Raw genomic sequence first — 26,301 nt, 5'->3', positions numbered from 1 at the left:
ATTATTCTAAGATAATTAAATCAAGCTCGTTTCTTAAATTCTCCATGTACTACATTGTCGTCTTGTTCGAGTGCATCCATATAGTCGGCATACCATTGCAGCATTTCCCTACGACCATCCAAATATTGGGCGTGATTGTAAGTTCCTCGAATACTGTTCTTATCAACGTGAGCAAGCTGTGTTTCAATCCATGCAGTGTTATAACCTTGTTCATGTAAGATAGTGCTCATGGTGTGTCGAAAGCCGTGGCCTGTTGCCCGACCAGCATAACCAATGCGTTTAAGAACCTGATTAATGGCGGCTTCACTCATTGGCTTACTTGCATCATTCCTACCATGAAAAGCAAAGTTAAATCGGCCTGTGATTGCTTCCAGCTCTTTTAGTAAGATCAAAGCCTGTTCAGAAAGGGGAACAATATGAGGCCGACGCATTTTCATACGCTCTTGAGGGATTTCCCAAATTGCTTTATCGAAATTAATTTCTGCCCAAGTAGAGGCGCGCAGCTCTATTGTTCTCAATCCGGTAAGCAGAAGTAACTTCGTTGCAATTTGAGTAATTTTACTTCCGCTATAGAGGGACAATGCTTGTAGGAATGCTGGTAATTCATCGACATTCAGATGTGGGAAATGCTTGGCTTTCGGTGTTGCTAATGCGCCAGCCAGTTCCGCCGCTGGATTATATTCCGCTCTTCCCGTGACAATTGCATATCTGAAAACTTGGTTACATGCCTGTCTGATCTTTTTCAGCTTATCGAGAACGCCACGCTGTTCCATTTTGCGCAGGACGGTGAGCATGTCTAATGGCTTGATATCAGTGATGGCGAGTTTGCCAATGAAAGGAAAAATATCTTTTGTGAAACCTTCTAAAAGGTCTTCTGCATATCCCTTTGACCAGTTAGGAACCTTATAGGCGTGCCACTCAAGGGCGATTTTTTCAAAGCTGTTACTTACGATGAGAGCTTTTTCTCTTTTTTCCTGTCTTTTAACCAGCCCCGGATCATCGCCATTTGCCAATATTTTCTTGGCGTCTTCCCTTTTGTTTCTGGCTTCTGCCAAGGTTACGGTAGGGTAAGTGCCAAATGCCAATCGCTTCTCTTTACCCGCAAAGCGATATTTTAATCGCCAACATTTGGAACCATTCGGAAAAATTTCTAAGTACATGCCCCCACCATCGGAGAGTTTATACGATTTGTCTTTGGGCTTCGCGGTGTCTATCTGTCTGGCGGTCAACTTCATGTGGGGGCATCCATTTTGATTGAACCTAACAATGCCCCCTATTATGCCCCCAGAGATCTATGGATTTCAACATATCTGACTGGACTACAGAAGAACGGAAAAAGGCTAATACTGCGTATTTATTGGGGTTTTATGGACTTTGGAAGACGTTAAGATATGAATGGGTGGTACGCCCTACAGGATTCGAACCTGTGACCTACGGCTTAGAAGGGCAAAAACAATTGATTTCACACGATTTCTTATAATTTCATAAGGTTTCATCACTTTGATTTAAATGGATTTTATGGGTTGCGCAGTTTCATATAGTTGCATATCATTTCATCATAACTTGACCCGCTACTTGACCTGTTATGAAGGATATTTCCAATGGCTAGCACCTTATTGACTGACAGTAAAATTCGAGGCTTAAAACCAAAAAAACTCAGCCTATTATACATGGCAAGCATCAGCAACACGAGGAACTGGCAGGCTGGGTGTCAAAACATACCCATCGGGGAGAAAGGTTTTTGTTTATCGTTATTTTAAGGATGGGAAAGAGAAGTTCATTAACCTAGGTGACTTTCCTGTTCTTTCTTTGGCAGAAGCATTATCTAAATCACGAGATGCTGCCGTTAATGTTTCAGCTCCAGAAAAAACCATCATAAATCACGCCACAATTGAACAGCTATTCAGTGACTATATTGCCGACCAGAAACGCCGTGGCAAGAGATCTTATGATAAAACTCAATACAGACTGAATCAGGTATTAGATAGCCAGCACATTGATAGAAATACGCCCGCAAAAGATATTATCCCAGACCACATTAAAAGAGTATTGGCTGAATTTATCTCACGTGGTGCTGTTGCCGGCTCAAACAAGGTGCGTGCCAATCTCCATGTTGTATTTAACTTCGGTTTATTCGCGGACAATGATCCAGCCAAACTGAACGAGAAAGTTATTTATGGTCTTGACCGAAACCCCGTGACTATCGTTCCACGCCAAGAAGGGGCAGATAAAGCGTTGGATAGATTTTTATCATGGGATGAAATGAAAGAAATTCTAAAACTATTCCGTATTTCGTCGACAGTATTCCCAATTCACCCGGATTATGGCCGGTTAATATTGCTTTGCATTTTCACCGCTGGACAACGCCCCTGGGAAATAATGACCAATACAAAAGATAACTGGGATAAAAAGAATAACACGCTGACAGTGCCGCCTCATATTTCAAAAAACGGTGATTACCACGTCATTCCCTTGTGTGAATCTGCAACTGAAATATTAGAATACCAGGCCAAACAATATCCAGACTCAGAATTCCTATTTCCCGGAAATACTAAAGAAGGCCATTTACTCACAGCTGAATATGCCAAACAGATCCAAAAATTTTGCGCTCGCTATGATTTTGAGAAGTTTACACCAAGGGATATCAGACGAACCTTTAAGACCCTTGCAGGAGAGATGGGGATCAGTTCTGAGATGAGAGATAGATTGCAAAACCATAAAAAACCCGGTGTCTCAACTAAACACTACGATCGCTACGATTATCTGAAAGAAAAGAGAGAAATTATAACGCAATGGGAAAGTAAATTATTATCACTATAAGGCAAACAACTGCCTTTTAAAATACGGGCAGTTGTCTAACAACGTTGAGTTATTTTGATTAGATTTAATCTTTGTATTGCTAAATACGCCAAATATTAATTTGTCTATTTCCATTTGACATTTAACTCATCCAATATTTACTTTCATTTGAATTAATAGCTATAATTTATATATCCAACACAAAGATATCATTCCTTGTTACGCTTTTTATCAGAAAAATTAAAAATATCATTATTAAAAATTATCTTTTTTGTGATCAAACTCATAAAATAAAAATGATCATGATTTTTTCAAAGCCATTCTCTGTTTTTCTATTTTTATCTCATCACGTTACGTAAAAAAGCACCATTTATGGATAAACGTTAAGTGGTCAAATACACTAACCACATGCGCCACCTAAGAATATTATTTTTCAACGGCAAACATTTTAACTTTTCACACTGTGATTGTCGGATGACCTTTTTTATTTCACTTGATTTAATTTGGTTTGTACGCCTTCGTTATTTATTATCTCCCCTATTTTATTTATCACAAATCCGCCGATATATTCGGACACAGCGTCCTTTCAAATTATCGAAAAACAATATATTGCGTCCTGAATTAACCCATTTGTCGGAGACCATGTGAGTTAGATTTAAATCTTGTACCCGAATGTTATGGCCTGCGTTGCTATCAGGTGGGATGCCTATCACATAACGTTCCATCACCTCAGGGAGACACACTATGTCAATAAAGAAGAACATCAATAAATTGAAGCAAGGGAAAGAGACTGTTCAGAAAGTAAAACAGGTTGCCGGTAAATTAGGCGGCGGAATGTCAGGCGCAGCAGGTTTAATTCCGGGTGGCGGTTATGCCGGCGGGATAGGCAGCAGTATGTCAGGCACGGCGGGCTTAATCCCGGGTGGCGGTTTTACCGGTGGAAAGGGGCTGGCAGAACGCTCAGCCGGGGGACAGAATTCAGCCACCAAAGCGCTGGAAAAAGTCGGCCAGATGCTGATGGGCGGGCGTGACCCGAGTGGCCTGCAATTTACCCTGACCGCAGGTGGCTTACTGCCGCAGACGTTTGTGGTGACTGATTTCACCCTGAACGAAAGTTTTTCCCAGCCGTTCAGCCTGAGTGTGGGACTGGCGAGTGCCGACCCGGCTATCGACTTTCCAGCCGTACTGGATCGCACCGCTACGCTGACCATTCTGCAAAACGGTATCGAACAACGCAGCATCACGGGGATTGTTGCCCGCTTTGAGCAGGGTAACACCGGATTGCACCAGACCACTTACCAGATGATTATCCGGCCTGACCTGTGGCGCACTACCCTGAGACAGAACTCGCGCATTTTCCAGCAGCAGGATATCGCCAACATCATTACGACCATTCTGAAAGAGCACAATATCCGTGATGTAATCTTCAGCCTGCGCCATCCTCATCCGGCACGGGAATTCTGCGTGCAGTATCAGGAAAGTGACTTTGCTTTCCTGCAACGGTTAACAGCAGAAGAAGGCATTTTCTACTTCTTCGAATGCAGTAACGGACGCAACACGCTGGTCTTTGCCGACGACTGCGGTTCTGTGCCGCCGGGCATGATGATCCCTTATCAGCCCGGAGAAGCCAGCACTCTGGGTGAACCTGCCATCAGCAGCCTGACCTACAGCGCACAGGTGCGACCCGCGCAGGTGCAGCTGAAAGATTACACCTTCAAGAACCCCGCGTGGCCGGCAGAATTCCACCAGCAGATGCGGGATGAAAACCTGCAACAACTGTACTACGAGCACTACGACTACCCCGGTCGTTTCAAAGACGAAGCCCATGGCAAAGATTTTACCCGCTACCGGCTGGAAGCATTGCGCAGCGATGCCGTCATGGGACAGGGCAGCGGCAATGCGATAGCCCTGCAACCGGGCAAACTGTTTATCCTTGGCAACCATCCCCGGATAGACCTGAATCAGTCATGGCAAACCGTATCCACCAGCCACAGCGGCAGCCAGCCGGGTGCTCTGGAGACAGCAACCGGCGGCGCAGGCACCACGCTGCACAGTCACTTCTACTTTATCCGCCAGAACCAGAACTGGCGTCCGGCACCGCTGCCCAAACCGGTGATGGATGGCCCACAAATTGCTAAGGTGGTCGGCCCGGCCGGCGAAGAAATCTTCTGTGACCAGTATGGACGTGTACGTCTGCAATTCCCGTGGGACCGATACGGTAAGAGCGATGACCAAAGCTCCTGCTGGATACGGGTCAGTCAGCCTTGGGCCGGTCAGGGCTGGGGAATGCTGGCCATCCCCCGTATCGGGCAGGAAGTGGTGGTGGATTTTCTGCACGGCGATCCTGACCAACCAATAGTGACCGGACGGACTTACCATGCCAGCAATATCCCGCCGGGGGCTTTGCCGGGTACTAAAACCCAGATGGCGTTCCGCTCCAAAACGCATAAGGGACAGGGTTATAACGAACTGTTGTTTGAAGATGCCAAGGGCAGCGAACTGCTGTCACTGCACGCGCAGAAAGACATGTACACCAAGGTGCTCAACAACCGCGATACCCATGTGATCGCCAACCACACCGAGACTGTGGAGAAAAACCAAACCATCAAAATCTATGAGAACAAAGAGGAAACGGTCACGCTCAACAGCACGGAAACGGTGAAAGAAGTGCGCAAACTGATCACCGGCAAAAACTACATTATCGAGGTCGGGGCGCACAAGGCAGAAACCATCACCCATACCCTTTCCATCACGACCGGTGATGTGATTGAGCTGAAATGTGGTGCAAGTGTCCTGCGCATGGACAGCAGCGGAAAAATCACCCTTAAGGGCAGTGAGTTCAAGTTTGAGGCCAGTGGTCCGGTGCAAATCACAGGTAAAGACATCGACCTGAACTAAGGAGGACAAACTGAGATGGAATTTCGTAACCTGACCCCCTTTGCGGTGATGAACTATTCCATGCTGGATGTGGAAGATGTGGAGCACCACGTAGCCGTGATGAAAATCGGCTACCAGCTCCTGCCTGCCGGACAGGGAGAATACAGTGCTGAACTTCTTCCCGCACCACCGCTGTGTTTACAGGATGAATACCGTGGGCTGATGAATGCCTCACAGGTGTTGCAGGAAAGTGACCTTGCCCCGTTTAAACCGCGCTGTGACGTGATTGTCAACGGTACGGCTTATGCGCCAGATAACCGGCCTTGCACTGCATTTCCTGTTCAGTTGCAGATTAAGAGCAAGCAGGGTCAGACCCTGCTCGACAAAACCCTGACCGTAACCGGTGAACGGGAATTTATTCGTGATGCTGGCGGTCAGTGGCAACTGACCGACCCGAAACCGTTTTCAACACTGCCGCTGGATTATCGCTACGCCTTTGGGGGCGAATGCAAAATTCAGGCGGATGATAAAACAGTTGCACAGCTTAAGGAAAGCGATCGGCTGACATCGGAACAGCGCCAGCAACACCCTGACGGAGAAAAAGCGCCGGTTGCTCACGCCGTCTGTGAAACCAATCCGCTGGGTATGGGATTTATCACGCCGTGGTATGCGCAGGCCAAACAACTTACCCGTTACCCTGCACCCCGTATTACCCGACCGGATGCCCCGTTCACCGTGCAGCATTTTACCGCTCAATTGAGTGGTACGTTGGCGCCTGATACGCCGGCCTGCCAGCCGCAGGGCATGGGCTTTATCGGCCGTCCGTGGCTGCCCCGCCGCCAGCTGGCCGGCACTTACGATGCCGACTGGCTGGCACATCGACATCCTTACCTGCCAAAAGATTTTGACTTTGGCTACTGGAACGGCGCACCAACAGACCAGCAAATTGACTGGCCGGACACGGATATTGCCATCACGTTAAGCGGCCTGACGCCTGATGGTGAACTGCACGTCAATCTGCCGGGACACCGTCCGTTTGTTCTGCTGCGAATGCACAACGGCATATTACTGCCCGTGCCGATGCGTATGGATACGTTAATTATCAACAGCGAGGCAAGGACGCTGCACATGACCTGCCGACTGAGTTTCAAAGCCTCACTGCCCGTGCGAGTGGCTGAAACCCGGTTTGAAATCAACCCGGATGCCCCCTTGCTCAATCTGGCACCACTGGAAGAGGAGAAAACGGATGGCTGATAATTACATCGCCCGCACCGCAGGTGAATGGCTGATCATTGGCATGTTGCCCGACGTGTGCAAAACCCCGATGGGCGCGTCAACACCGCCGATCCCGTATCCGGTCATTGCGAAACTGGCAGGCAGTGACGCCCCCGTGAAATCGGTACGCGCCAATGGCCAACCCGTAGTGGTATTTGCCCAGAGCTTTGTGCCGACAACTCTCGGCGACCAGCCGGGCGTGGCCAACGGGATTAAGAGTGGCACGGTGGGGGCGAAATGCCATCCCAAAGCGCATACAAAAACCGTCCGGGCCGGCAATAAACTGGTACTGCGCCACGGGGATGAATTCTGGATGAATGGAGCATAAGGAAGGAAACCATGTCAGAAGATAAATCTAACCGAGAGGACGTCTCGTCAGAAACGGGCGAACACATTCCTCCACAACCCAATACGGCCTTACCATCAAAACCACGCAGTGACAGCCCAACTGGTGAGGGCAACACGCTGGGTAAAATCATCGGTCAGGCACCGCAGGGGGCGAGTCCGCCCCATGAGGCGAATCCGGTGGTGATACCGGAAAGCAAACCCGAAATTAGTGCATGGGAAGCGCTGAAAACGATGGGAAAAGCGTTAGGAAACGCTGCCGTAGACAAAGCCAAAGAAACAAAACAAGACCTGTCAACCGTAAGCGGATGGAATCCGATTGAACAGCAGAAAGGCATTGCCAAAACCGTCAGTAATACCGCCGTGGGGCTGGGCGAAATGGCCATTAAGGGCGGAATGCTGAACTCAGCTCGTGAAGCGGACGAATCGGCCCGTTCGTTAGCTTTCTGGGGGAAAGTATTTGGCAACCCTGACACCGAAAAACAGGCTAAAGTGATAGGCGAAGTCGCCGATGCCGGCCGCACGAATGCCAAACAGTTTAATCTTGACGAGTACAAGATGACACTGGACACACCCGGACAACGTATTGGCGGCACAACCGCTGAAATTGCCATGTTATTCACCCCGGTAAAAGGCATGGGGGCTGCAGGCCCAGCGACTAAAGCACCCACAGAAGCCAGTGCACTAGCGGCACAAATCCGTAAAGCAGAGGAAATTGCAAAAGCTGGGATGCAGGCGACTAAAAATGCCAAACCTGCCCCCTCTGCCGCGGGTGGCATAGTCAAAGAAAGACCCGCGACATCCCCGAAAACGGAAGTCAAACCCACAACAGAAAAGCCTGTCGATAACGCCACCTCATCCGGCAAAAAAAAGGGCAATGACAACGAACTGTCCAGTACAGAGGGCGATCCGGTCGATATGGCCACCGGCGACTTCCTGCAAGTCTGGCCGGTACTAGCCATCCCGGGATTGTTGCCAATAAACCTCAGCCGAACCTACCGCTCCACGGCGGATTTACACGGTTTGTTTGGTGCCAAATGGGCGGATGACTGGTCACTGAAACTGGTTATCAGTCAGGGGGAAGTGCACTATACCCATACCGATGGCGTTATCTACGACTATGCCACACCGGATAACCGGGTCTTGTCCCGTAACCGTAATCTTCCCCATTGCCTGCTGACGGGAGAACTGACCGGCGAACTGTGCCTGACCGACCGCCGCGCCCAGTTGACGTACCATTTCAGCCCGATTTCAGGCAACACACGAAAATTGTCTGCTATCACTGACCGGCGTCAGAACCGGATTGATTTTATCTACGATAAGCAGTCGCAACTGACGGCAGTCACTCGCAATGACGGCCTGCGGTTAAGCCTGCATTATCTGGACGGCCGGCTTAACACGATCACGATGCAGGAAAACCGCGAAGGTCAGCCTGCTGAGCAATGTCTGTTGACCTGTCAATATGATTCACAGGGCTATCTGAACGAGTGTGATGCTTTCCAGCACAACCACCTGTGGCATGAATATGATGTGCAGGGGCGGATGATCCGCTGGCATGATACCGACCAGACTGACCTGACGATAACCTATGACGAGCGCGGTCGGGTACTCAGCACCACCTCTCCCAGCGGCTACTGGCATGACCGTTTCCGCTATGATGACAACGCCCGCATTACCACCTATCTGGATGGCGAAGGGGGTGAAACCCACTACCACTACGACCCGAACGGATTGGTGATACGGGAAGTTGATCCACTGGGGCGCATTACCCGCCGTCAGTGGCGTCACAGCCTGCTGATGTGGGAAAGCAACCCGATGGGGCAGATGACTGCCTTTGATTACAACCCTGACGGTGCATTGACCGAAGTGAAATTGCCAACCGGCGATACCTTTGCTTACGGTTATAACGAGCATGGACAGCTTATCGAAAGTGTGCTGCCGACCGGCGAACGTTGGCAATTTCACTATGATGAGCAGGGCAACCTGACTGCACTGACCAACCCACTTGGTCATCAGGAAGAATACCAGTACGGCACGCATGGCGAATTGCGCCAGCGTCTGTTACCGGATGGCCGCCAATGGCACTATGCCTATGACGAGAAACAACGGCTGGCCGCCGTGATGACACCGGATGGCGAAACTACCGGCCTGCAACTGGATGCACTGGGGCGTTTGCGTCAATTCACCGATGCGCTCAAACAGCAGACCCACTACCGCTATAGCGATGATCATGCCAGCCTTAACGGCAGCCTGACTGAAGTTGAATTGCCGGATGGTGTTATCCAGCAACTGAAATATGACAGTGAACGGCGTGTGGTAGCCGTCACTGACGGGGAAGGCCGCACAACCCGCTATCAATACGGCGCTTTTGATCTGCTCAACCAGGTTACCCGACCGGATGGCACCATCCTACGTTTTGGCTATGACCGTCTGACCCGCCTGAATTCAGTCACTGCCTCCACGGGTGAAACTTACCGCTATGAGCGGGATGTCGCAGGTCAGATTATCCGGGAAACCGATTTTACCGGGCGAACACTGGCGTATCAGTACGATAAACTGGGACGCCGTACACTGACCCAATATCCTGACGGCCAGCAACTGCGCTGGCACTATTCCGCTGCGGGTCTACTGGTCCGACAGGAAAGCTGGCAGCCAGAAGAAAACCAACTGGTGCTAAAAGACACCACTACTTACGAATACAACAAACGGCATCAACTGGTTAAAGCCACCAATGCGGATGCTATCGTCGAGTATGAGTATGACAAAACCACGGGCCTGCCGACTTGTGAGCGTATCAATGGTCGGGAAATCACCCGCCAATGGGATAACCTGACCGGGCGTCCTGTCAGTGAAAGTGTGGAGGGCAATACCCTGCACTTCGGTTATAACCTGTCGGGGAGTTTGAATCACTTTCAGCTTAACCAGCATTCACCACTAACCTTCCAGCATGATGCTTTAGGACGGGAAACGGTGCGGGAAAGCGCCAACGGGTTTATCCTTGCCAGTCGCTACACCGCGACTGGCTTGCTGGCACATCAGTCGGCGGGGCAGGCCACCCAGTTTTTCAGGGAAACGCTGGCACAAAATGACCCACATTTTCCTCCGCAAGCCTCTGCCATCAACCGGAGCTGGCAATATGACCGTGCTCACAATGTGCGCGTGATTGATGACAGCCGCTGGGGACAAACCCGCTACCATTACAATGCCAACGACCAAATCCTTCATACCCTGTTCGAGGGTACGCGTCCGCATGAAGAGCAATTTAGCTATGATGCCAACGGCAATCTAAACCAACATCTGCCGGTTGATGCCTATGGCGCGATGGAGCAAATTACCCAGCACCAGAAAGCCGGACGAGTGGTACAGCAAGGGGATATCCGCTACGCTTACGATGACAATGGCCGTCTGGTAGAAAAAACCGAACACCGTGACGGCTTCCGTCCGCAAATCTGGCGCTACCGCTGGGACACTCAAAACCAGCTGACTCACTGCGAAACCCCCGACGGCTCGCGTTGGCATTATCGCTACGATGCGTTTGGGCGGCGAGTCCGTAAGCTGAAAGTTCACGATGGCAAACTGGCCGCAGCTAATTTACAGTTGTGGCTGGCTGGCAAACCGGATTTAACACCCAGAGCCGATGCCATCATGGGGCAGGATTACCTGTGGAGCGGCGACCAGCTTATCGAAGAAACGCCGATTTACGCCGATGGCACACCAGTGGAAGATCAGCGTATCCGTTGGCTATATGAACCCGGATCATTAATACCATCAGCCCGCTTTGAAAAAGGCAAGCTACACTATATTGTCAGTGACCATCAGGGTACACCACGCGAGATGTTGTCTGAGGAAGGGGTACTGGTCTGGGCACAGCGGCTGACAACATGGGGAAAAGCCGAGAAATCGCAGGTGATTGCCTCGAATGACCCGGATTACCACGTTAGGTGCAATTTCAGGTTCATGGGGCAATTTGAGGACGAAGAGAGCGGGTTATATTATAACCGTTTTCGTTATTATTCACCGGAGACCGCGCAGTATATATTGCCCGATCCCCTGAATTTAGCGGGTGGTGTGAATCCATATGGATATGTCCACAATCCTTCGAAATTCGTCGATCCTTACGGATTATCTTCAACATCTGAAGTCAAAGCAGCATCTATTCAGTCACCATCAGAATTTGCTAGAAGTTGGCAAGGGCAGGGAGAGTACCCCGGTGTTGATCGCTTTAAAGATATTACGGTAAAAAAAGATACAATATTAATGGCTGGAGCTCCGGGACAAGGTAATTTTTATACTACAGTTAGTGCTATAGAAAGAAGTGGATTTTCTCAAGAAGGTGTATTTAAAGGCTTACAAGTAATGCCTCATCCACAATTTGGATATAGACCCGGTATGACGGCTTATCGAGTTCTAGAAGATACACCAGCTGCATTTGGCATAGTTAGGGCTAATCCTCAACATGGAGCCGGAGGATTACCTCAAATTGTTATTAAAAATTATGAGGGAATTCTAGAACCTTTATACTCGGTGAAATTGATAAAATGATATATTTTAATGGTGATATAAGTCTAAATGGAATAATAATAAATCCATTAATTACATTGGATGACTTTCTAACCCTAACATTAGATCTTAATCCTAAAAAAATGTATGACTTTGAAGGTAGAGTCAGCTACTCAATAGATGACATTCTCTTTTTAGATAAAAATTATATTATCAACGTTGTTTTCCAAGATGGGATTATTGATTTTATTAAATTACTTCCATTTAATAAGGAAAAAGAGAATAAAATCAATGTATTTACCAACGAAAACCAGATGAGGAACAAATTGATTAATGATGATTTATTAAAATCATTATTTGGTTCATCAGAGAAACTATTTTTCCTATGGGGAAATATTGAGTCTGTGGATGATAATAAATCGGGTATGTCATACATCATCATTTCATATAAACAACAATAATTGGTTAAATTAAACACGAAAAGCCGGAAAAATCCACATGATCTTCCGGCTTTTTATAATAGCCCCAATCAGTTCCCATATACTGAGTTTAAACCTTGGAAAATAGATGGTGTCAAAGTATTAGAAGATTGGCCTTTGAGGTAATGTATGGACTCTATTGAACAATCAAAAAAGTTAAGAGTCCTTTTCCTTTCACTATGGGAAATTATGCGTGTTAATGGTGGAGGAAATTGGATAAAGGGCATTGAGAACGTTATTACACTGCTGACGCCCCCAACATATGGGGGTACAAACGATGCACAATCTGCTATTGAAGATGCTCGCCGTGCATATGGATCTATGTTCGGAGGTTATGGTGGTTTTTCTGAATACTTTATTTGGCGGGATGATTTTAATGAACGACTTAAAGCCAATAAAGCATTAGATAAAATAAAAAACGATATCAATGATACGTTTAATTAATACAGAATCGGAAAGATCTCAGTGATCTTCCGGCTTTGTTCTGTTAAGAGCTGCTCACTCCCTTGCTCTTAGTTGCTTTTATAGTCACCAATCAGCTCTCGCATCCGCAGCTTAATTTCACTGATTTGCTCGCGCTGGCGCTGGTATTGTTGTTTGAGGCTGTTCGTCTCGTCGCTGTCGGGGATGAGTACTAAACAGCCCTCCATGATTTTGACTGTGACCGAGTCGCCAATGGTTAAAGAACAGTTTACCAAATCAGGAACCAGATTAGACGGTGGAGCTGATCAGATAGTCTTACCATTAGGTTATCCAATGAGTTGGGTAAAAGATGTAAGGTTTTTGAAGTAAGGGGAATTTGATATATGAATAAAGAACAGTTACTTATAAAGATAGTGAAAGCAATAGATTTATTGGAGGAAGAAAAAAGAAATAATAAAAATCAGTTGCAATCAATAATAAATTTGTTCATAAAAACAAAAGAAAAAATAATCAATAATAGCTTAAAGTACAATGACATACGAAGTTCCGCAAGAATGTATGTCGAAATGTATAATGATTATATGAATCCAATGCTCAATTATCTTGATGAAGTTGGAAAAGACGTTGATGATTATTTAAGAAAATAATTTTGGCCGGAAAGATCCCCGTGATCTTCCGGCTTAATGTTATAGCCATAAAGGAAACATACTCACTTCGACAATCAAAAAAGGAATAACATGATAACGGTATATCAATATATTTATGACAAGATGATCAAAAAAAGAGAAGAGATGCGCAGCTATTTACTGTGTCCGTTGAGTGATGATTTACCCGAAGAATATAAACCGATACGTGAACTTTATTATACGGGGTCAGCCAAAGGAAAATCCTGTGTGGAGAAGATGATCATCAAAACAGCCGATGACCTTCTTCTTTTTCAACTTGAAAAACTGGATAAACTACGGTTATTGGAAAATGGTCAGGACATGTTTTCAATGGAGTTAAAACCAAAGGAATACAATAGCATTGTCTATGTTCCCGAAAACCTCAGTTTCTGTTCAATTATGAAAGAGTTGATAGAGGAGGAAAACAACAATCGGACTTCGCGGTTTGTTTATTGAATGACCTTGTTAAAAGAAAGATAAATTACATCTTCATGATGTAATTTATCAATAGCGAACTGATTTATGTTGAAAAACGAATTTAATCCCCCGTAAAATGGAGTTTTAAACCCAGCGCTTTTGAAATTTTGTATACTGTATTAAACGATGGGTTGCCTTCACCGGATAACGCCTTGTATATCCCTTCTCGGCTTATTCCCGATTCTTTAGAGAGTTGGCTGATATTTTTTCTTCTGGCAATATTACCTAACGCTTTAAATAAATATTTTGTATCGTTTTCTTCGATAGCGGCATTTAAGTAGGCCTGAATATCTTCTTCCGTTTCTAAAAACTCCACAACATCAAATTTTTTTGGTGCTGATTTCATTTTAAAATCCCCATTCTTTCGCGAGTTGTTTGGCTTTCTTTATATCTGCCTGCTGGCTGCTTTTATCCCCGCCACAGAGTAATAATATGATTTCATTATTTTTGTTAGTAAAGTAGACACGATAGCCTTGCCCGTAATGTATTCTGAGTTCCGATACCCCGCCTCCCACAGGTTCAACATCGCCAAAATTGCCCTCTTCCATTCTTTCAACCCGGATTAAGATTTTGGCTTTTGCTACTCGGTCTTTTAAGGATTTTAACCATTTTTCAAAATATTGCGTCCTTTCAATGGTTATCATGCTTCCCTCCTGAAGCAATATCATTATTGTAGGTAAATAACACGGTGTGTCAACCATAGTTAACACACTAAAGCCACCAGCAATAAAAACGTATTATACACTTCGCCTTTCAAACTGCCTCTTTGTTGGCTACGTTCGTTTGCCCCAGTCACATAGTTGTCTATGCTCCTGGGGACTTTCTCCCTTGCCGCCGCGATGCAACTTGAAATCCATTGCGTATACACGGCTCAGACGGGGCTAAAATCCGCTTCGGTCATTAACATAATTTTGCCATAGCCAAAAGCAATCTGAACGGGTTTATCCAACAAACCGGTTTCCGTTAACCAATCACCTGCCAGATACAGTTCACCATTATCACGCACCCAATCAATGCCCTGATAGGGATCATTTTCCGCCATCTGAGGCAGAGGAACCTGATCAGGCTCAGTCAGTGTTAGCATCAACCCGTTGTCATATTGCTGGATATGAAACAGGGTCTTCGGCGTAAAGCCCATCTGTTGCATATCTTCACCGCTTAAGACACATTCCGGTAGTGCTGCATTATCAGTCGAAAAATGAAGTTTCATCGGTTCCTTCTTTGTTTAATCAGTCAAATAAAATGCGAGTTGCTTCGCAAAAGAAAAATTTTGCCCTTTAAGCACAAAGTTCCCCCCACACAGGCACGTTCAATATACGTTTTTATTGATAAAACAGGGTATTATGCGTTTATCTCGGTAGTTTTTTCGTCAATTTTCCGGGGAATTGCCCCAACCAGTGTGCCACGGCGATATCATCCCATTCACCTTCATTCAGGCTTTTTAAGCAGTGCCAGAGTGCATGAAAATTTTGGCTGGTGATGATCAGACAGCCAGGCATCACTCTGATTTTTAAGGGATCATTGATGGAAAATCCCGCTTCCAGCAACCATTTTCCGCTTAAGTTGATGGCCGGGGTCGTGCGGTTAAGCCCCTTGGGGCGGTAAACCACTTTCTGATAACGTTCGGGTTGGGAAATTTTGTAAATACAGATGCCTGCAGTAGAATGCGCGTCAGCCATAATAACTATTCTCGTTAGTTGTTGTGGTTAGCGGTTTTATCGTGTTGGTAGCACGGTAAAGCCGCGTCGAAATATCACCACCTACTCTATCCTCCGCTCAAATAACATACCACTGGCAAAAATGACCTTTGCAAAGCGGCTCGCAAAATAGTGACAGGAATGAAATTGCGTACACTATTTGCACTATTATCTATATTGTAGTAATGTTCCTATATCGTAAATTCAAACAGGAGATGCCGCCATGACCATCACGACCCTCTCCAGCCGGGAACTGAATCAGGATGTGACCCGTGCAAAGAAAGCCACCAAGAACGGTCCCGTCTTTATCACCGATCGCGGCAAGCCAGCGCATGTGCTGTTGAGCATTGAGGAATACCGGCTGCTGACCAAACAGCATCGCAATATTGCTGATTCATTGGCGATGCCGGGGGTTGCGGATATTGAGTTTGAACCACAGCGCGTGACTATCGAAACCCGCCCGGCGGATTTCTCATAATGTACGTACTCGATACCAACGTTGTGTCCGAACTGCGAAAAATTCGGGCCGGGAAGGCCGATCCAAACGTGGCGAAATGGGCTGAAAGTGTCGATGCGGCCGCTCTCTTTGTCTCCGCCATTACCATCATGGAGTTAGAGCTTGGCATTCTGTTGATTGAGCGTAAGGATGCCACGCAAGGAACCCTGCTGCGGGCGTGGCTGGAACAACATGTCCTGCCGGAATTCGCCGAACGCACATTACCCGTTGATACCGCTGTGGCGCAACGCTGCGCCCAGTTGCACGTCCCTGACCGCGCCAGCGAGCGTGATGCACTGATTGCAGCGACAGCGCTTGTGCATAGTATGACGGTAGTCACGCGTAACGTAGCCGATTTTCAGCCGACAGGGGTTACAATCCTCAATCCGTGGGAGCCGAACTCATAATGTGTATTAGCTGCGACTTAACCTGATGGTGCCCTATGGCAGGGCATAGATACATCTGACTGTCGGTTAAGTGCGAAAAGCGGACTTAGCACCTACGATAACGAGCCACAATGAAGGCGGCTAAGAATCTCAACGAAACTTGAGCGCCAAAATTGGCATAGTATTGATGAGTAATAGCTTAGCCATGATATGTTAGAATAAGCTCTATTTTAAGTAGTGCGCTCGGGCTCACCTATACTCTTTAGCAATGAATTGTATTGGTCAGGGTCCGATGTGTAAATCTTGTCTAATACATAGTTCGCGAGCTTTGGAATTTCAGGAATTTCTATTGGCTTGATGCTTCGATCAAAAATTGATTCCAAGTGAGATAGCTCATTGTTCAGGCGATTAGCAAGAGCTATTGCAGTGTCGTCATCCCCAAAGAACTTTTTGATCCTTTCAAAGGCATCATTCTTATCATCATGATAGGGGTATTTGTAAAAAAGAAATGCTTCAAGGAATTTCCTTAAATTGTTTCCAAATGAGTAAAATGGTTCGTAATTAGTATTTACAATTTCTTGATCACGGCATTTGTAGATTTGATGAAAAAGATAATTGAACTCGGTGATGTAATCTTTAAGGTAAGTGGGCATCAACGAAATATTACTCGAGGCTCCATTCCTTTCAATCATGAAGTGTTGATGACCACCATGATTTTTCTCATTTGGAAGTGAAATTTTCTTAAGATACTTCAAGAAATCAAGATTATGAGTTGAGATGAAAAGCTGTTTATACCGATAGCGGTTTGAGCCGTCGTTATTCTTGATTGGTTTGGCAATTAAACTCTCGATCAAGCTGAACATAAAGAAGATGTGATTGCCATCTAAGCTTGAGACTGGATCATCAATGTAGATGATGAGTTCTCTATCTTTACTTTCAGGTTCTTCCAACTTGGCAATGAAGTAGCAAAATGCAATCAAGCTGCACTCACCTTCACTTAGGTTATATGCAGACTTGCCATCTCGCATGATCTGAAACTTAACAGCAGTTTTATCGTGATTATCTTGAGCTTCAAGCTTGATGCCATCATGACCAAAGAAGTGATTCAAAAGTGCATTGACACGATCAGCACCTTTTCGCTCATCTTTCTGTTCTCTGCGCAGGGCAGTGACTTCACTCTCTAACCTAATGATCTCATTTTCAGCAGCAACAAAAGCTGCATTTGATATGTCAGAAGTAGTCTTCAATTCAGTAATGCGAATCATTTCTGCATCGTAGCCAATCGTAGAAACAAAAGATGCCACATCTGATAAACGGAGTGTCTCACGCGCATTAATCTTATCTTTATCCAATGTCTTGGAGCGACGGTTGCTCCGCTCAATTAGTTCGTTGATGCGTTCAACTTGCTGCTCAATAAGTATGGCATCATGATTGACTATCGGGAGAACTACGAGCTGAAAGAGACTATTCTTTCTCTTGTGAAGTGCTAATTTGAGTGATTCCAAATCTCGCTTGTACACCTCCAAACAACCATCCAAAGTTTTTTTGCTGATATCAAATGCTGACTTTTCTTCAGAATAAAACTTGTCGCTTGTTAGGCTTAGGAATGTTGGAATTCGCCTAATTTCAGAATCAACAGAAGCAATAGACAAATCAATCTCTGATTCGAGTTCAATTGATTCTTTGCTGAAGTGCGAATCCAGAATTTGCCAAATATCATGTGGAAGTTTTTGGCGACAGAATGCACATGTATCGTGCTTGTCTCTGTGAAGGGGCATCCCCTCTTTAACCCATAACTGAAGAATACGGTCATCTAGTAGTTCTTGAATTGCCTGAGTAGGTTTAATCGTTCGCTGTAGAAGCTCTTCAACAGTATTAACAAGAGAGTTTAATTTTAGTTTGATAGAAACCTTGTCGGTAATTTCGGGAAGTACTTCTTGTTTTAATAAGTCTGCTTTCGCTTTGGATTCTTTTTGTGATAGTTTTTTGAAATTAGGCTTATTGGTTTTTTCGATGTCAGATTGAATATTTCGAATTGTATATACCTCAGGGACGTAGTCCTTATTTTCTTTTAGAGACTTTGCTTTAGTTCTTAGCTTATCAGTCAGAGTATCATTGCCTTTTTTGTAATTTTCTTTTGCGCGATCTCGTTCAAGGCGTTTTATCTCTAACTCATGCTTAAGCCCTGATTTTTCTTCTACGCTACCAAGTTGGGCTTCAATCGCGGTGATAGCATCTTCAACTTCCTTGTTCTTCCCACCAACAATAGCGAACGTCTTGATTTCACCGCCATCTTGGTTGACAAGGAAGCTGAGGTTGTCATCCACAAAATCACGATTATAGACTCTTACAACGTAATTATGCGCTGAGACGCCCGATTGATTGACTTCACCTTTGTCACCGGAAATGATGAAGGATGAGGTACTGTAACTGTCAGGGATGATACCAGTCTGTAGAGTACGGAAGATGCGTGAGAGTGTTGTCTTACCTGAATAGTTGCGACCATAGATAATGTTCAGACGCTTGAAGTTCAGAACATCACCGCCATGGTCTCTGACGGCGCTCTTCCAAACGAAATCTTTAAAGCTACCGAAGTTAGCAATATCTACCTTACTGATGCTCATCACAGTCCCCTATGCAACATGTTAATCAAAAGTACGATGCACCACATTACAAACCGTGCGCTGATCCCTCTAACCTGAACGCTGCTTTCAATCCAATACTGTGGATTGACTAGTTTTTAATAAACTACCCCATTAGTAACGATCGCTGGAACGACAAATAAGCCTTATAACCCGAATAGTTGCTCGAAACAATCGAACAGATCTCACATTAGATCTTGTTTAAATTTTATTAGCAAAAACAAAGTCCGCTTCTGGCACAAAGCAGACTATCAGACTCAGTTTTGCTCAGATCAGCAATAGTCTCAGATCGAATGATAGCTAATACCAATTACCGTATACGCCGCTGAATATCCTCCAGAATGTTATTAAGCTTCTCAATGGCCTGTGCATTTTCCGCAATGGCCTGCTTGTGACGTGCATCGGTTCTGGCCTGCTCATTGAGTTGCGCCTGTAAGTGCCGCCCGGTTTCTGCGTCCAAAAAATGATCCCGACTGGCCTCTACTATCCAGCTGGTATCATTGGACGCGACACCGCTGACCAGTGACGTCCACGCCGAGGAATTGCCCGATTTGTCCACCAACCGTGCCCGAAAATAGAGCTTCTCCCCCGCCGCCAGCCCCTGCAAAGTGTGGGTTCGTTGCGGATAAGAAATATCGGCGAACTGCATCGTGTCATCATCCTCACCGTTTTTGTTGTAGCAAATTTCCGTTTTCAGCAGGACATCCGTCGGGTTGGCAAAATCCCAGTCCAGCCGGATACCAAAAAGTAGCGACGTGGTTTGGAGGGATTGCGGTGCCGACGGAGCCACTTTGCGGTTTCCTACCAGGGTATCCTGTGTGTTCATCCAGATACTGGATATTGCCGCGGCATTAGTCGCCCTGACCCGCGCCTGATAGCGCCCGTCATCAACGTTCGGCACCTCAAGACTTCGTGCGGTAGTCCGGGGAGCCGTTATCCAGTTGCCGTTGTCTTTGCGCCATTCGGCTTCATAGGCCACGGCACTGTCGGCGGCGTCCCATGTGATCCGCAACGTGGTGGCGATGATGCCCTGATTCAGTGAATAATAACTGTCGATAAGGACATTCTTCGGTGCCGGCTGAACACTGGGTGGAATAATGGTCACGGGGCGTTCATCAATGCGGATATCCTTGTCGATAAGTGCATACTTGTCAGGGTTGTGCTCAACCGCCGTGATCTCAAATGACACGCCGTCCTCCCCCGCTTTGATACCCATCACCCGAAAGGGTTGCTCTGCGATATAGCGGGATTCAATGGCCCAGACTGCGCCCACTTCTGGTGGTTCTGAATAGGCATAGCCCCCGCTACGCACGGAAACCTCCTGTCCGTTGATCGCGGTAATGAGATCCCTTCCTGTTTTACCGGAAGGCAGGTTGATGACAAGCCAGTCCCCCACTTTTGCCGACGGCACCCGATCCAAGGTAATAATGTATCGCCCCGGCACGGCCTGAATACGCCCGCTCCTTCCCGACCCTGACAGCAGATTATCCGACACACCGATAAGGTAACCCGGCAAAGGAATGTAGCCCTCCAGTCCGACGGTGAAATTGACTGTCCGGTCATGTTCGTTGGTGTGCAACACCCATTTGCCACGTCGGATAGCTTCACTTTGGCTGATACAACCGATGGCGGTGATATCGGCCTGTCGAATACCATAGCGGCGTATCAGGCGGTGTTCAAACACCGGTTCGATAGCATCCTGATAGCCGTTCTGCGGATCGGACCAGCTCACCATGGCCGTGGAGTAATGGGTTTTCTCTCTGGTACTGGAATAGGTGAATTTGCCGTCACGCACATTGGCACAGGTAAAGAGGTAATCCATGTCGCGCGGCATGTCCGCCAGCACGTTCATGTTATTATTGGCCCAGAAAGTCATCCCCCGGAAGATCCCCGCAATGTCACGCAACACGGCCCAGGCATCTTCCTGTGACTGAATATACACATTGCAGGTGAAACGCGGCTCTTCGCCACCTTCTCCATCTGACACCGTCTGATCACAATATTGCGCGATGCTATACAGATCCCACTTTGCCAGATTCAGGTTTTCCGCTTTCACCCGGGTGCCGATGCTGAAGCGGTCATTGATCATCAGGTCATACAGCACCCATGCCGGATTGTCGCTCCATGCCCATTTGAAGGTGCCATCCCAACTGCCATAATAACGGCGATTGCGCTCCGGGTAATAATTGGTTGGCACCCGGATAATGCGCATCTTGGGTTCTCAGGTGATTTGCGGGATATTGCGGAACTGTTTGGCATCAAACTGAACAAATAGCAGGGCCGTTTCCGGGTAGCTTAATTTGGCGTCGATCACCTCAGTGATGGCCTCCACCATCATGGCATCAGCGATTCGGTTGCTGTTCTGTTTTGGTGTCAACCGCCGAAGGCGGACCGCTGACAGTTGAGTATTGGTGACCGTCGTCACCCACGAGCTGGCCAGTTCAGCACTGACGGTTCGGGCATTTTCGACCGCCGGCATACCGGGAATATATGTCTGGTGGGGAGTGCCGGGGCGGAATTCCCATTTGACCCCTTCAAAATTGGGCCTGCCGTCGGAACCAATCAACGGCGTGTTATCCAGAAAAATACGCCTGCCATCCAGCTCGCCTGCAAATTCCCCTTCACCGAGGGCAAGAAGGATCTTGGTATAGGAGGTGGATTGCAGGGAATCCGGTGCTTCCACCGGAGTGCGCGGATGCTGGCTGCCGCCTTTATGACCCTGAATGGGCTGCTTTTCCATATTTCATCCCCAGAACGTTATTGTTGGTCTTCCGCATAGATACCCGCTGAAATGATGGCGCCACCAATACGGCGTCTGCCGTAGCCGATGGGCACAGGGTTACCCTGTGCAACGGTGTTCACCGGACCACCGAAAGCATAGGAGGGTTTGTTGTCGGGATCTTCACGCCGTGCCAGCCCGCCGGGCATCGGCGAGAGCATCTGCACCACGCCACCCAACATCATGCCAACCCCGGACATAACCATTGGCGCACCAAACGGGGTCGCCCACAAAAACGCGCCGGCAACCACCATCACCGCGCCCAGAATGGTCTGAAAAACACCGGCATTTTTGCTACCGATAATCATCGGGGCAATACGAATATCGTCCTGCCCGACAAATACCAACTCTTCTCGGCTGATATTGCGTTTTCCATTAAACACGGCAAAGGTCAGCCCCTGTTCTTTGGCAGTCAGCAGGAAGTGTTCAAATCCTTTAATCAGCACGGATAATGCCCGGATTGCTTCCTGCGGGGTAGAGACAGCCAGCTTATGTACTCGCCCGAACTGAGTCCCCAGTACACCGTAAAGCCGCACTGTTCGTAATGTGTTCATGAAGTGACTCCCCTAAACAAAAAATCCGCTGAAGTGGATGAGTGACGCAAAGTGATGACGGTACGTTCCTGCCAGTAGCCATGATAGGGTTCTCGCTTGCTGAGCTGCCCGTACAGATGGTGCAGCATCAGACCGTCCCCCAGATAAATCCCAGCATGATTGGGTTCATTGGCCTGCACCTGCATAATGATCACATCCCCTGTCTGTAATTCACCGCGACACGCGACAAATCCGGCAGCGGCATAATGTTTCATATACAGATTTTCGCCCCGAACCCACCAGCTATCGGTACGTTCAAAATCAGGGAGTTCAATAGTCCGTTCCAGTCTGAACCAATCACGCACGATGGCATAACAATCCCAGATACCGTGCACGAACGGGCGGCCAATTAAGGGTTTAATGCCTTTCATTGGCATCAGGGTACGGATATCCCCTTCTGGCCACGAAACAATCACCCAAGGAATTTGTGACAGGTCGCACTGAGCGATATCCAACTGGCTCGGCTGTGTCGTCGCATCGGGATGGCTGTGAACAATGGCAATAATTGAACCTTTGTCTTCGGCAGCAGCATAATCCTCAGGATGAATACGGAACTGTTCCGTGGGTGACGGTGCGGTGTTGCGGCAGGGAAGATAATGCTGCCGACGATGCTGTTGAATGATCAGCCCACAACACTCATTCGGATAGGTGGCCTGAGCATGCGCCATGATCGCGCGGGTCGTGGATTTTCGCAGGATTGTCATGGTTATCGCCTCAGCAACGCTGAACCGGGGAAGCCGCCAAAAGGCAGCTGTTCCGTGTCACCAAAACGTTTTTTACAATCGCTCATAAGTCCCCCGCAGGCATCCGCTGCCGGATCATTGGTCGGCTTGCCTCTGTCAGTAAAATATCGGGTGCCGGTATAGCCACACGGTGACTGGCGGTACTGTCCGCGCATACACCACGTACACAGGCTGTGGATTTGCCGGGCCGGGATTTTAATCCCCTGTAAATCGGCCGGGGAAGAGAGGGAGAACTGGATGCTTTCGTTATCTTCCTGCGTTTTGCTGTCGATGTAGAAAACCTCGATTTTCTCCTGTGTCGGATCGGCTTGCGGGTTTCCGTCGGGAAAATTACGGGCATCCAGATAATGCGCAAAGGTCATGCGGATCGTGACACGCGCTTGCACCATATTTTGGTAAGCCAGACATAACGCACTGAGCGAGCCGTCCAGATTGACCACATTGAGGGTCGGTGTCACCGATAGGGTGATTGTGAAAATACAGCTCTGGCCCACCAAATGCTGAACCGTCAACTGCAAACAATAAGACTTTGCTCCCCGGCTCAAGTTGCTGGAGAGTGGCATTGATTGTCATGGTAAAACCTCTTAAGGGTGATAAATGCGGGTAAATGTCACGGAAAGGGTGAAATAAATACCATTGGCCTGAATAGTGAATTTTCCCGCCTGATATAACCCCAGTTCAGATAACGGATTACGCCATTTGAATGAGCGCCAGCCCTGATGTTCACGCAAAAAATCCATGACAGGCTGTATGTCAGACTGTGCCCCGACAAAAGACAAGGGCCAGCTTTCTCGCTGCATGTTGATCCCATCGCCTGACGTCTGTTTATAACCATCACCAAACTGGACGGTACGCACAATAGGCTCAAACTCCCCACTTGTACCTACCCTTGCAGGGAAATCAAAGGTTTTTATCATCATCGGCCTCCTTTAATCGCCGCACTGAGTTCACCACCTTGACTTAGACTTTTATGCAGTAAAAATTTGAATCGTTGATCGACAAATTTCGCGATATCCTGCCCCGCAGACTCCGCGCCATTAGATGTTTTCGTGTCATGAGTACCCTCGGAATGGATCACAATATGGACGGTATTGAAGGTCTGGTTACCCGTACTGCCTGTAGCTTGAACACCCAGCTTACCGTCAGTACTCCGTTTTAACGGCAGGATAGCTTCTGGTCCGGCTTCGCCCATTACGCCACCGCCTTTAGCAAATGCAAACAAGGTCGGTTGACTGACAATCTGCCCGCTGTACTGACTTAAATCCGCAGATTGATAAACGCCACCTTTCGCATTCATGATGGGACTCTTCCAGACATCCGGGGTAATGGTTATTCCAGAACCGACTGAAGACAGGCCGCCTCCCGCTGAAGACAATGCGCTGGCCCCCATACCGCCCATTGCACCGCCAAAGAAACCGGAGATCGCTTTGGTTATCAGTGCCTGAATAGCAATGCGTACCAGATCCTGAATGATGGATTGTGCCAATGATGCCGACAATTCCCGCATGGATTCCGAAAATGATTTTGTGCCCGTCAACATGCCGGTTAAAGCGTTACCCGTGCGTTGCTCAACCACATCCAACAGATCCATCTGCATTTTCTGGAAATCGCCTTGTGATGCATATAAATCCTTTGCGGCGGCAAATTGTGCGTCTTTGGAACTATGAGCAGCGGCTGTTATTAACTGCTCATGACGTTCTTTGCTGAGAAGTCCGTTCCGGTAGTAAGTGTCGTAAAGCGCGGTTTGTTCTATGAGCTGATTTTGCAGTTGCACAACGGGATCAACCTCACCCGTCATATCCAGATGCGGGGCGGAAATTTGCTTCGCCTGTTCTGCTAATTTGTCTTTGACCGAAGTTTGATATAACGCCTTGCTGGCAGATAAATATTCCTGCTCACTGAGCAACCGCTCGATGTACAGTGCTTTCAGCTCTTCGCTGGCTGCTTTTTCCTGTCGAATCAGCGCTTTTTCCGGTGCATATTTTTCTACCAGTGCCAGCCGCTGTTTCTGGTGATTTTCAGCATTAAAAGCGGTTAAACGTTGAATTTCCTGTTGGGAAACTAAGCCAGATTTACCCACTTCATCTAGCTTTCGCTGGACTTCCTGTTCACTTAGGATAATGCGCCCTAAACTGGTCGTGTGCGCTGTTTCAATATCGAAGCGCAACTGGCGATACTGATTCAGGATTTGAATATTTTTTGCTTTCTTATCATCACCATTGCCTGTCCACGGATTCCCCGTGCCACTGCCAGCGGCGTTATCAGGCAGGGGTTTGGACTTTTCACCGGCTTCCAACGCTTTTAATGCAGACTGAGCTTCTTCAAGCTGTTTCTGATGAAATTCCAGTTTCTTGCGCGCTTTTTCGTATTCCGCCTCTGCGTGTATCACTTCTTCCTGCGCTTTCGTTTTGTTTGCCCACAGACCGCCAAATCCCACACCGGAAACGATATTTTTCTTACCCTGCAAATCCAGCCATATTTTGGCAGTCTCCTTTTTTTGCTTATCCAGTGCATCCCGATATTTCAGCACCTGAGAGGACAGTTCAACCTTTGAAAGCTGCATCAGTGCCGCTTTTGTTTCGAGCACGGCATCCTTTAAATTGGTTGCACTTGCGCGAGCCTCTTGTGCCCGTTGATGGAAATAATAGAGAGCAGAGCCTGCCAACATCGCGGCACCAAATGGCCCGCCAATCAGGGCCAGTGCCCCACGGGCAAATCCCCCTGCGGCAGATAAGGCCCGGTAAGCATAAGACAGCCGGCGATTTGCCGCTGCAAGTTGACCGGTGGCCTGTGTCTGCAATCTGAGAGCTTCAGTTTCCTGCCGGATCAGGGTACTTTTTTCTTTCGAATAATTGACGGAAAGGCCGTGCAAGCGATTTGTGCTTTCCAGATATTGAATATGCTTGCCCTGTGCTTCCGTTGAGCGCAGCGTGGCATTGGCCTGTTCTATCGTGCGTTTTGCAGTTTCGGCCTGCTGTCGGGCAACATCACGCGCGGCTTTTTCGGTGGCTCGCCATGCCGCCACATTTTCACGCAGTCCCGCTGTCAGCTTCGTTGCCATTACCGGAATTAACGTATGCAGTGCCACACTGGCCACCAGATTAAAGTTTTCGGATAACACATTG

Annotated in this window: 20 protein-coding genes and 2 pseudogenes; 11 read left to right on the top strand and 11 right to left on the bottom strand. The window is 47.5% G+C overall.

What is annotated here, in order from left to right; all coding sequences use genetic code 11:
• Positions 1-20: 20 nt before the first annotated feature.
• Positions 21-1,235, bottom strand: coding sequence for a tyrosine-type recombinase/integrase (locus BDD26_RS09910; RefSeq protein ID WP_115826450.1), 1,215 nt, complete (start codon positions 1,233-1,235; stop codon positions 21-23).
• A gap of 469 nt (positions 1,236-1,704) precedes the next feature.
• Here BDD26_RS09910 and BDD26_RS09900 point away from each other — a divergent pair, with 469 nt between their 5' ends.
• The 9 genes from BDD26_RS09900 to BDD26_RS09860 all read left to right on the top strand — a co-directional run bounded on the left by BDD26_RS09900 (position 1,705) and on the right by BDD26_RS09860 (position 13,819).
• Positions 1,705-2,820, top strand: a complete 1,116-nt coding sequence (locus tag BDD26_RS09900; protein WP_244922804.1) for a tyrosine-type recombinase/integrase — start codon at positions 1,705-1,707, stop codon at positions 2,818-2,820.
• Positions 2,821-3,810: 990 nt separating this feature from the next.
• Positions 3,811-5,697, top strand: a complete 1,887-nt coding sequence (locus BDD26_RS09895; RefSeq protein ID WP_244922803.1) for a type VI secretion system Vgr family protein — start codon at positions 3,811-3,813, stop codon at positions 5,695-5,697.
• A gap of 15 nt (positions 5,698-5,712) precedes the next feature.
• Positions 5,713-6,930, top strand: coding sequence for a DUF2169 family type VI secretion system accessory protein (locus BDD26_RS09890; RefSeq protein WP_115826447.1), 1,218 nt, complete (start codon positions 5,713-5,715; stop codon positions 6,928-6,930).
• A complete protein-coding gene (locus BDD26_RS09885) occupies positions 6,923-7,279 on the top strand; it encodes a DUF4150 domain-containing protein (RefSeq protein WP_012987839.1) in 357 nt (118 codons plus the stop codon). The genes BDD26_RS09890 and BDD26_RS09885 overlap by 8 nt, the downstream gene beginning before the upstream one ends.
• An 11-nt stretch (positions 7,280-7,290) precedes the next feature.
• On the top strand, positions 7,291-11,838 hold the full coding sequence (locus tag BDD26_RS09880; RefSeq protein ID WP_244922709.1) for an RHS repeat-associated core domain-containing protein: 4,548 nt from the start codon (positions 7,291-7,293) through the stop codon (positions 11,836-11,838).
• Positions 11,835-12,257 (top strand): hypothetical protein, encoded by a 423-nt coding sequence (locus BDD26_RS09875; RefSeq protein WP_012987835.1) that lies wholly within the window; start codon positions 11,835-11,837, stop codon positions 12,255-12,257. Before BDD26_RS09880 ends, BDD26_RS09875 begins: the two co-directional genes overlap by 4 nt.
• 147 nt (positions 12,258-12,404) lie before the next feature.
• On the top strand, positions 12,405-12,719 hold the full coding sequence (locus BDD26_RS09870; protein WP_012987834.1) for a hypothetical protein: 315 nt from the start codon (positions 12,405-12,407) through the stop codon (positions 12,717-12,719).
• A 362-nt stretch (positions 12,720-13,081) separates the two neighbouring features.
• Complete coding sequence (locus tag BDD26_RS09865; protein WP_115826446.1) at positions 13,082-13,345, top strand: hypothetical protein; 264 nt, start codon at positions 13,082-13,084, stop codon at positions 13,343-13,345.
• A gap of 90 nt (positions 13,346-13,435) precedes the next feature.
• On the top strand, positions 13,436-13,819 hold the full coding sequence (locus BDD26_RS09860; RefSeq protein WP_115826445.1) for a transposase: 384 nt from the start codon (positions 13,436-13,438) through the stop codon (positions 13,817-13,819).
• Between the two features lie 82 nt (positions 13,820-13,901).
• Here BDD26_RS09860 and BDD26_RS09855 read toward each other — a convergent pair whose 3' ends face one another.
• The 4 genes from BDD26_RS09855 to BDD26_RS09840 form a co-directional block, all read right to left on the bottom strand.
• Positions 13,902-14,186, bottom strand: coding sequence for an addiction module antidote protein (locus tag BDD26_RS09855; RefSeq protein WP_115826444.1), 285 nt, complete (start codon positions 14,184-14,186; stop codon positions 13,902-13,904).
• 1 nt (position 14,187) lies between these two features.
• Complete coding sequence (locus BDD26_RS09850) at positions 14,188-14,484, bottom strand: type II toxin-antitoxin system RelE/ParE family toxin (protein WP_115826443.1); 297 nt, start codon at positions 14,482-14,484, stop codon at positions 14,188-14,190.
• Positions 14,485-14,711: 227 nt separating this feature from the next.
• The gene (locus BDD26_RS09845) at positions 14,712-15,050 is read right to left on the bottom strand and encodes a SymE family type I addiction module toxin (protein WP_115826442.1); all 339 of its coding nucleotides are present in this window, start codon (positions 15,048-15,050) and stop codon (positions 14,712-14,714) included.
• Between the two features lie 139 nt (positions 15,051-15,189).
• On the bottom strand, positions 15,190-15,519 hold the full coding sequence (locus BDD26_RS09840) for a SymE family type I addiction module toxin (protein WP_115826441.1): 330 nt from the start codon (positions 15,517-15,519) through the stop codon (positions 15,190-15,192).
• A gap of 241 nt (positions 15,520-15,760) precedes the next feature.
• Here BDD26_RS09840 and BDD26_RS09835 point away from each other — a divergent pair, with 241 nt between their 5' ends.
• Positions 15,761-16,015 carry a type II toxin-antitoxin system Phd/YefM family antitoxin gene (locus BDD26_RS09835; RefSeq protein ID WP_010846804.1) on the top strand — a complete coding sequence of 85 codons (255 nt, stop codon included), beginning with the start codon at positions 15,761-15,763 and terminating at the stop codon, positions 16,013-16,015.
• Positions 16,015-16,440 (top strand): type II toxin-antitoxin system VapC family toxin, encoded by a 426-nt coding sequence (locus tag BDD26_RS09830; RefSeq protein ID WP_115826440.1) that lies wholly within the window; start codon positions 16,015-16,017, stop codon positions 16,438-16,440. The genes BDD26_RS09835 and BDD26_RS09830 overlap by 1 nt, the downstream gene beginning before the upstream one ends.
• Before the next feature lie 209 nt (positions 16,441-16,649).
• On the opposite strand, the gene BDD26_RS09825 is transcribed toward BDD26_RS09830, so the two are convergent.
• The 6 genes and pseudogenes from BDD26_RS09825 to BDD26_RS09800 form a co-directional block, all read right to left on the bottom strand.
• Positions 16,650-19,043, bottom strand: coding sequence for an AAA family ATPase (locus BDD26_RS09825; protein WP_115826439.1), 2,394 nt, complete (start codon positions 19,041-19,043; stop codon positions 16,650-16,652).
• A gap of 328 nt (positions 19,044-19,371) precedes the next feature.
• Positions 19,372-21,801, bottom strand: a pseudogene (locus tag BDD26_RS09820) (TipJ family phage tail tip protein).
• Positions 21,802-21,818: 17 nt separating this feature from the next.
• Positions 21,819-22,394 carry a tail assembly protein gene (locus BDD26_RS09815; protein ID WP_115826438.1) on the bottom strand — a complete coding sequence of 192 codons (576 nt, stop codon included), beginning with the start codon at positions 22,392-22,394 and terminating at the stop codon, positions 21,819-21,821.
• Positions 22,391-23,137 (bottom strand): C40 family peptidase, encoded by a 747-nt coding sequence (locus tag BDD26_RS09810; protein ID WP_115826437.1) that lies wholly within the window; start codon positions 23,135-23,137, stop codon positions 22,391-22,393. The genes BDD26_RS09815 and BDD26_RS09810 overlap by 4 nt, the downstream gene beginning before the upstream one ends.
• Before the next feature lie 2 nt (positions 23,138-23,139).
• Positions 23,140-23,749, bottom strand: a pseudogene (locus BDD26_RS09805) (phage minor tail protein L).
• A gap of 11 nt (positions 23,750-23,760) precedes the next feature.
• Complete coding sequence (locus BDD26_RS09800) at positions 23,761-24,096, bottom strand: phage tail protein (protein ID WP_244922708.1); 336 nt, start codon at positions 24,094-24,096, stop codon at positions 23,761-23,763.
• Positions 24,097-26,301: the final 2,205 nt, after the last annotated feature.

Source organism: Xenorhabdus cabanillasii (assembly GCF_003386665.1).
GTDB lineage: Bacteria > Pseudomonadota > Gammaproteobacteria > Enterobacterales > Enterobacteriaceae > Xenorhabdus > Xenorhabdus cabanillasii.
The sequence above is the reverse complement of the archived record's forward strand: the minus strand, read 5'-3'. Positions and strand labels throughout refer to the sequence as shown.

Bases quoted from the DNA above. Each gene is read 5' to 3' on its own strand.
- BDD26_RS09910 (WP_115826450.1), bottom strand. From the start codon at position 1,235: ATGAAGTTGACCGCCAGACAGATAGACACCGCGAAGCCCAAAGACAAA.
- BDD26_RS09895 (WP_244922803.1), top strand. From the start codon at position 3,811: ATGCTGATGGGCGGGCGTGACCCGAGTGGCCTGCAATTTACCCTGACC.
- BDD26_RS09890 (WP_115826447.1), top strand. From the start codon at position 5,713: ATGGAATTTCGTAACCTGACCCCCTTTGCGGTGATGAACTATTCCATG.
- BDD26_RS09885 (WP_012987839.1), top strand. From the start codon at position 6,923: ATGGCTGATAATTACATCGCCCGCACCGCAGGTGAATGGCTGATCATT.
- BDD26_RS09880 (WP_244922709.1), top strand. From the start codon at position 7,291: ATGTCAGAAGATAAATCTAACCGAGAGGACGTCTCGTCAGAAACGGGC.
- BDD26_RS09875 (WP_012987835.1), top strand. From the start codon at position 11,835: ATGATATATTTTAATGGTGATATAAGTCTAAATGGAATAATAATAAAT.
- BDD26_RS09870 (WP_012987834.1), top strand. From the start codon at position 12,405: ATGGACTCTATTGAACAATCAAAAAAGTTAAGAGTCCTTTTCCTTTCA.
- BDD26_RS09865 (WP_115826446.1), top strand. From the start codon at position 13,082: ATGAATAAAGAACAGTTACTTATAAAGATAGTGAAAGCAATAGATTTA.
- BDD26_RS09860 (WP_115826445.1), top strand. From the start codon at position 13,436: ATGATAACGGTATATCAATATATTTATGACAAGATGATCAAAAAAAGA.
- BDD26_RS09855 (WP_115826444.1), bottom strand. From the start codon at position 14,186: ATGAAATCAGCACCAAAAAAATTTGATGTTGTGGAGTTTTTAGAAACG.
- BDD26_RS09850 (WP_115826443.1), bottom strand. From the start codon at position 14,484: ATGATAACCATTGAAAGGACGCAATATTTTGAAAAATGGTTAAAATCC.
- BDD26_RS09845 (WP_115826442.1), bottom strand. From the start codon at position 15,050: ATGAAACTTCATTTTTCGACTGATAATGCAGCACTACCGGAATGTGTC.
- BDD26_RS09840 (WP_115826441.1), bottom strand. From the start codon at position 15,519: ATGGCTGACGCGCATTCTACTGCAGGCATCTGTATTTACAAAATTTCC.
- BDD26_RS09835 (WP_010846804.1), top strand. From the start codon at position 15,761: ATGACCATCACGACCCTCTCCAGCCGGGAACTGAATCAGGATGTGACC.
- BDD26_RS09830 (WP_115826440.1), top strand. From the start codon at position 16,015: ATGTACGTACTCGATACCAACGTTGTGTCCGAACTGCGAAAAATTCGG.
- BDD26_RS09825 (WP_115826439.1), bottom strand. From the start codon at position 19,043: ATGAGCATCAGTAAGGTAGATATTGCTAACTTCGGTAGCTTTAAAGAT.
- BDD26_RS09815 (WP_115826438.1), bottom strand. From the start codon at position 22,394: ATGAACACATTACGAACAGTGCGGCTTTACGGTGTACTGGGGACTCAG.
- BDD26_RS09810 (WP_115826437.1), bottom strand. From the start codon at position 23,137: ATGACAATCCTGCGAAAATCCACGACCCGCGCGATCATGGCGCATGCT.
- BDD26_RS09800 (WP_244922708.1), bottom strand. From the start codon at position 24,096: ATGATGATAAAAACCTTTGATTTCCCTGCAAGGGTAGGTACAAGTGGG.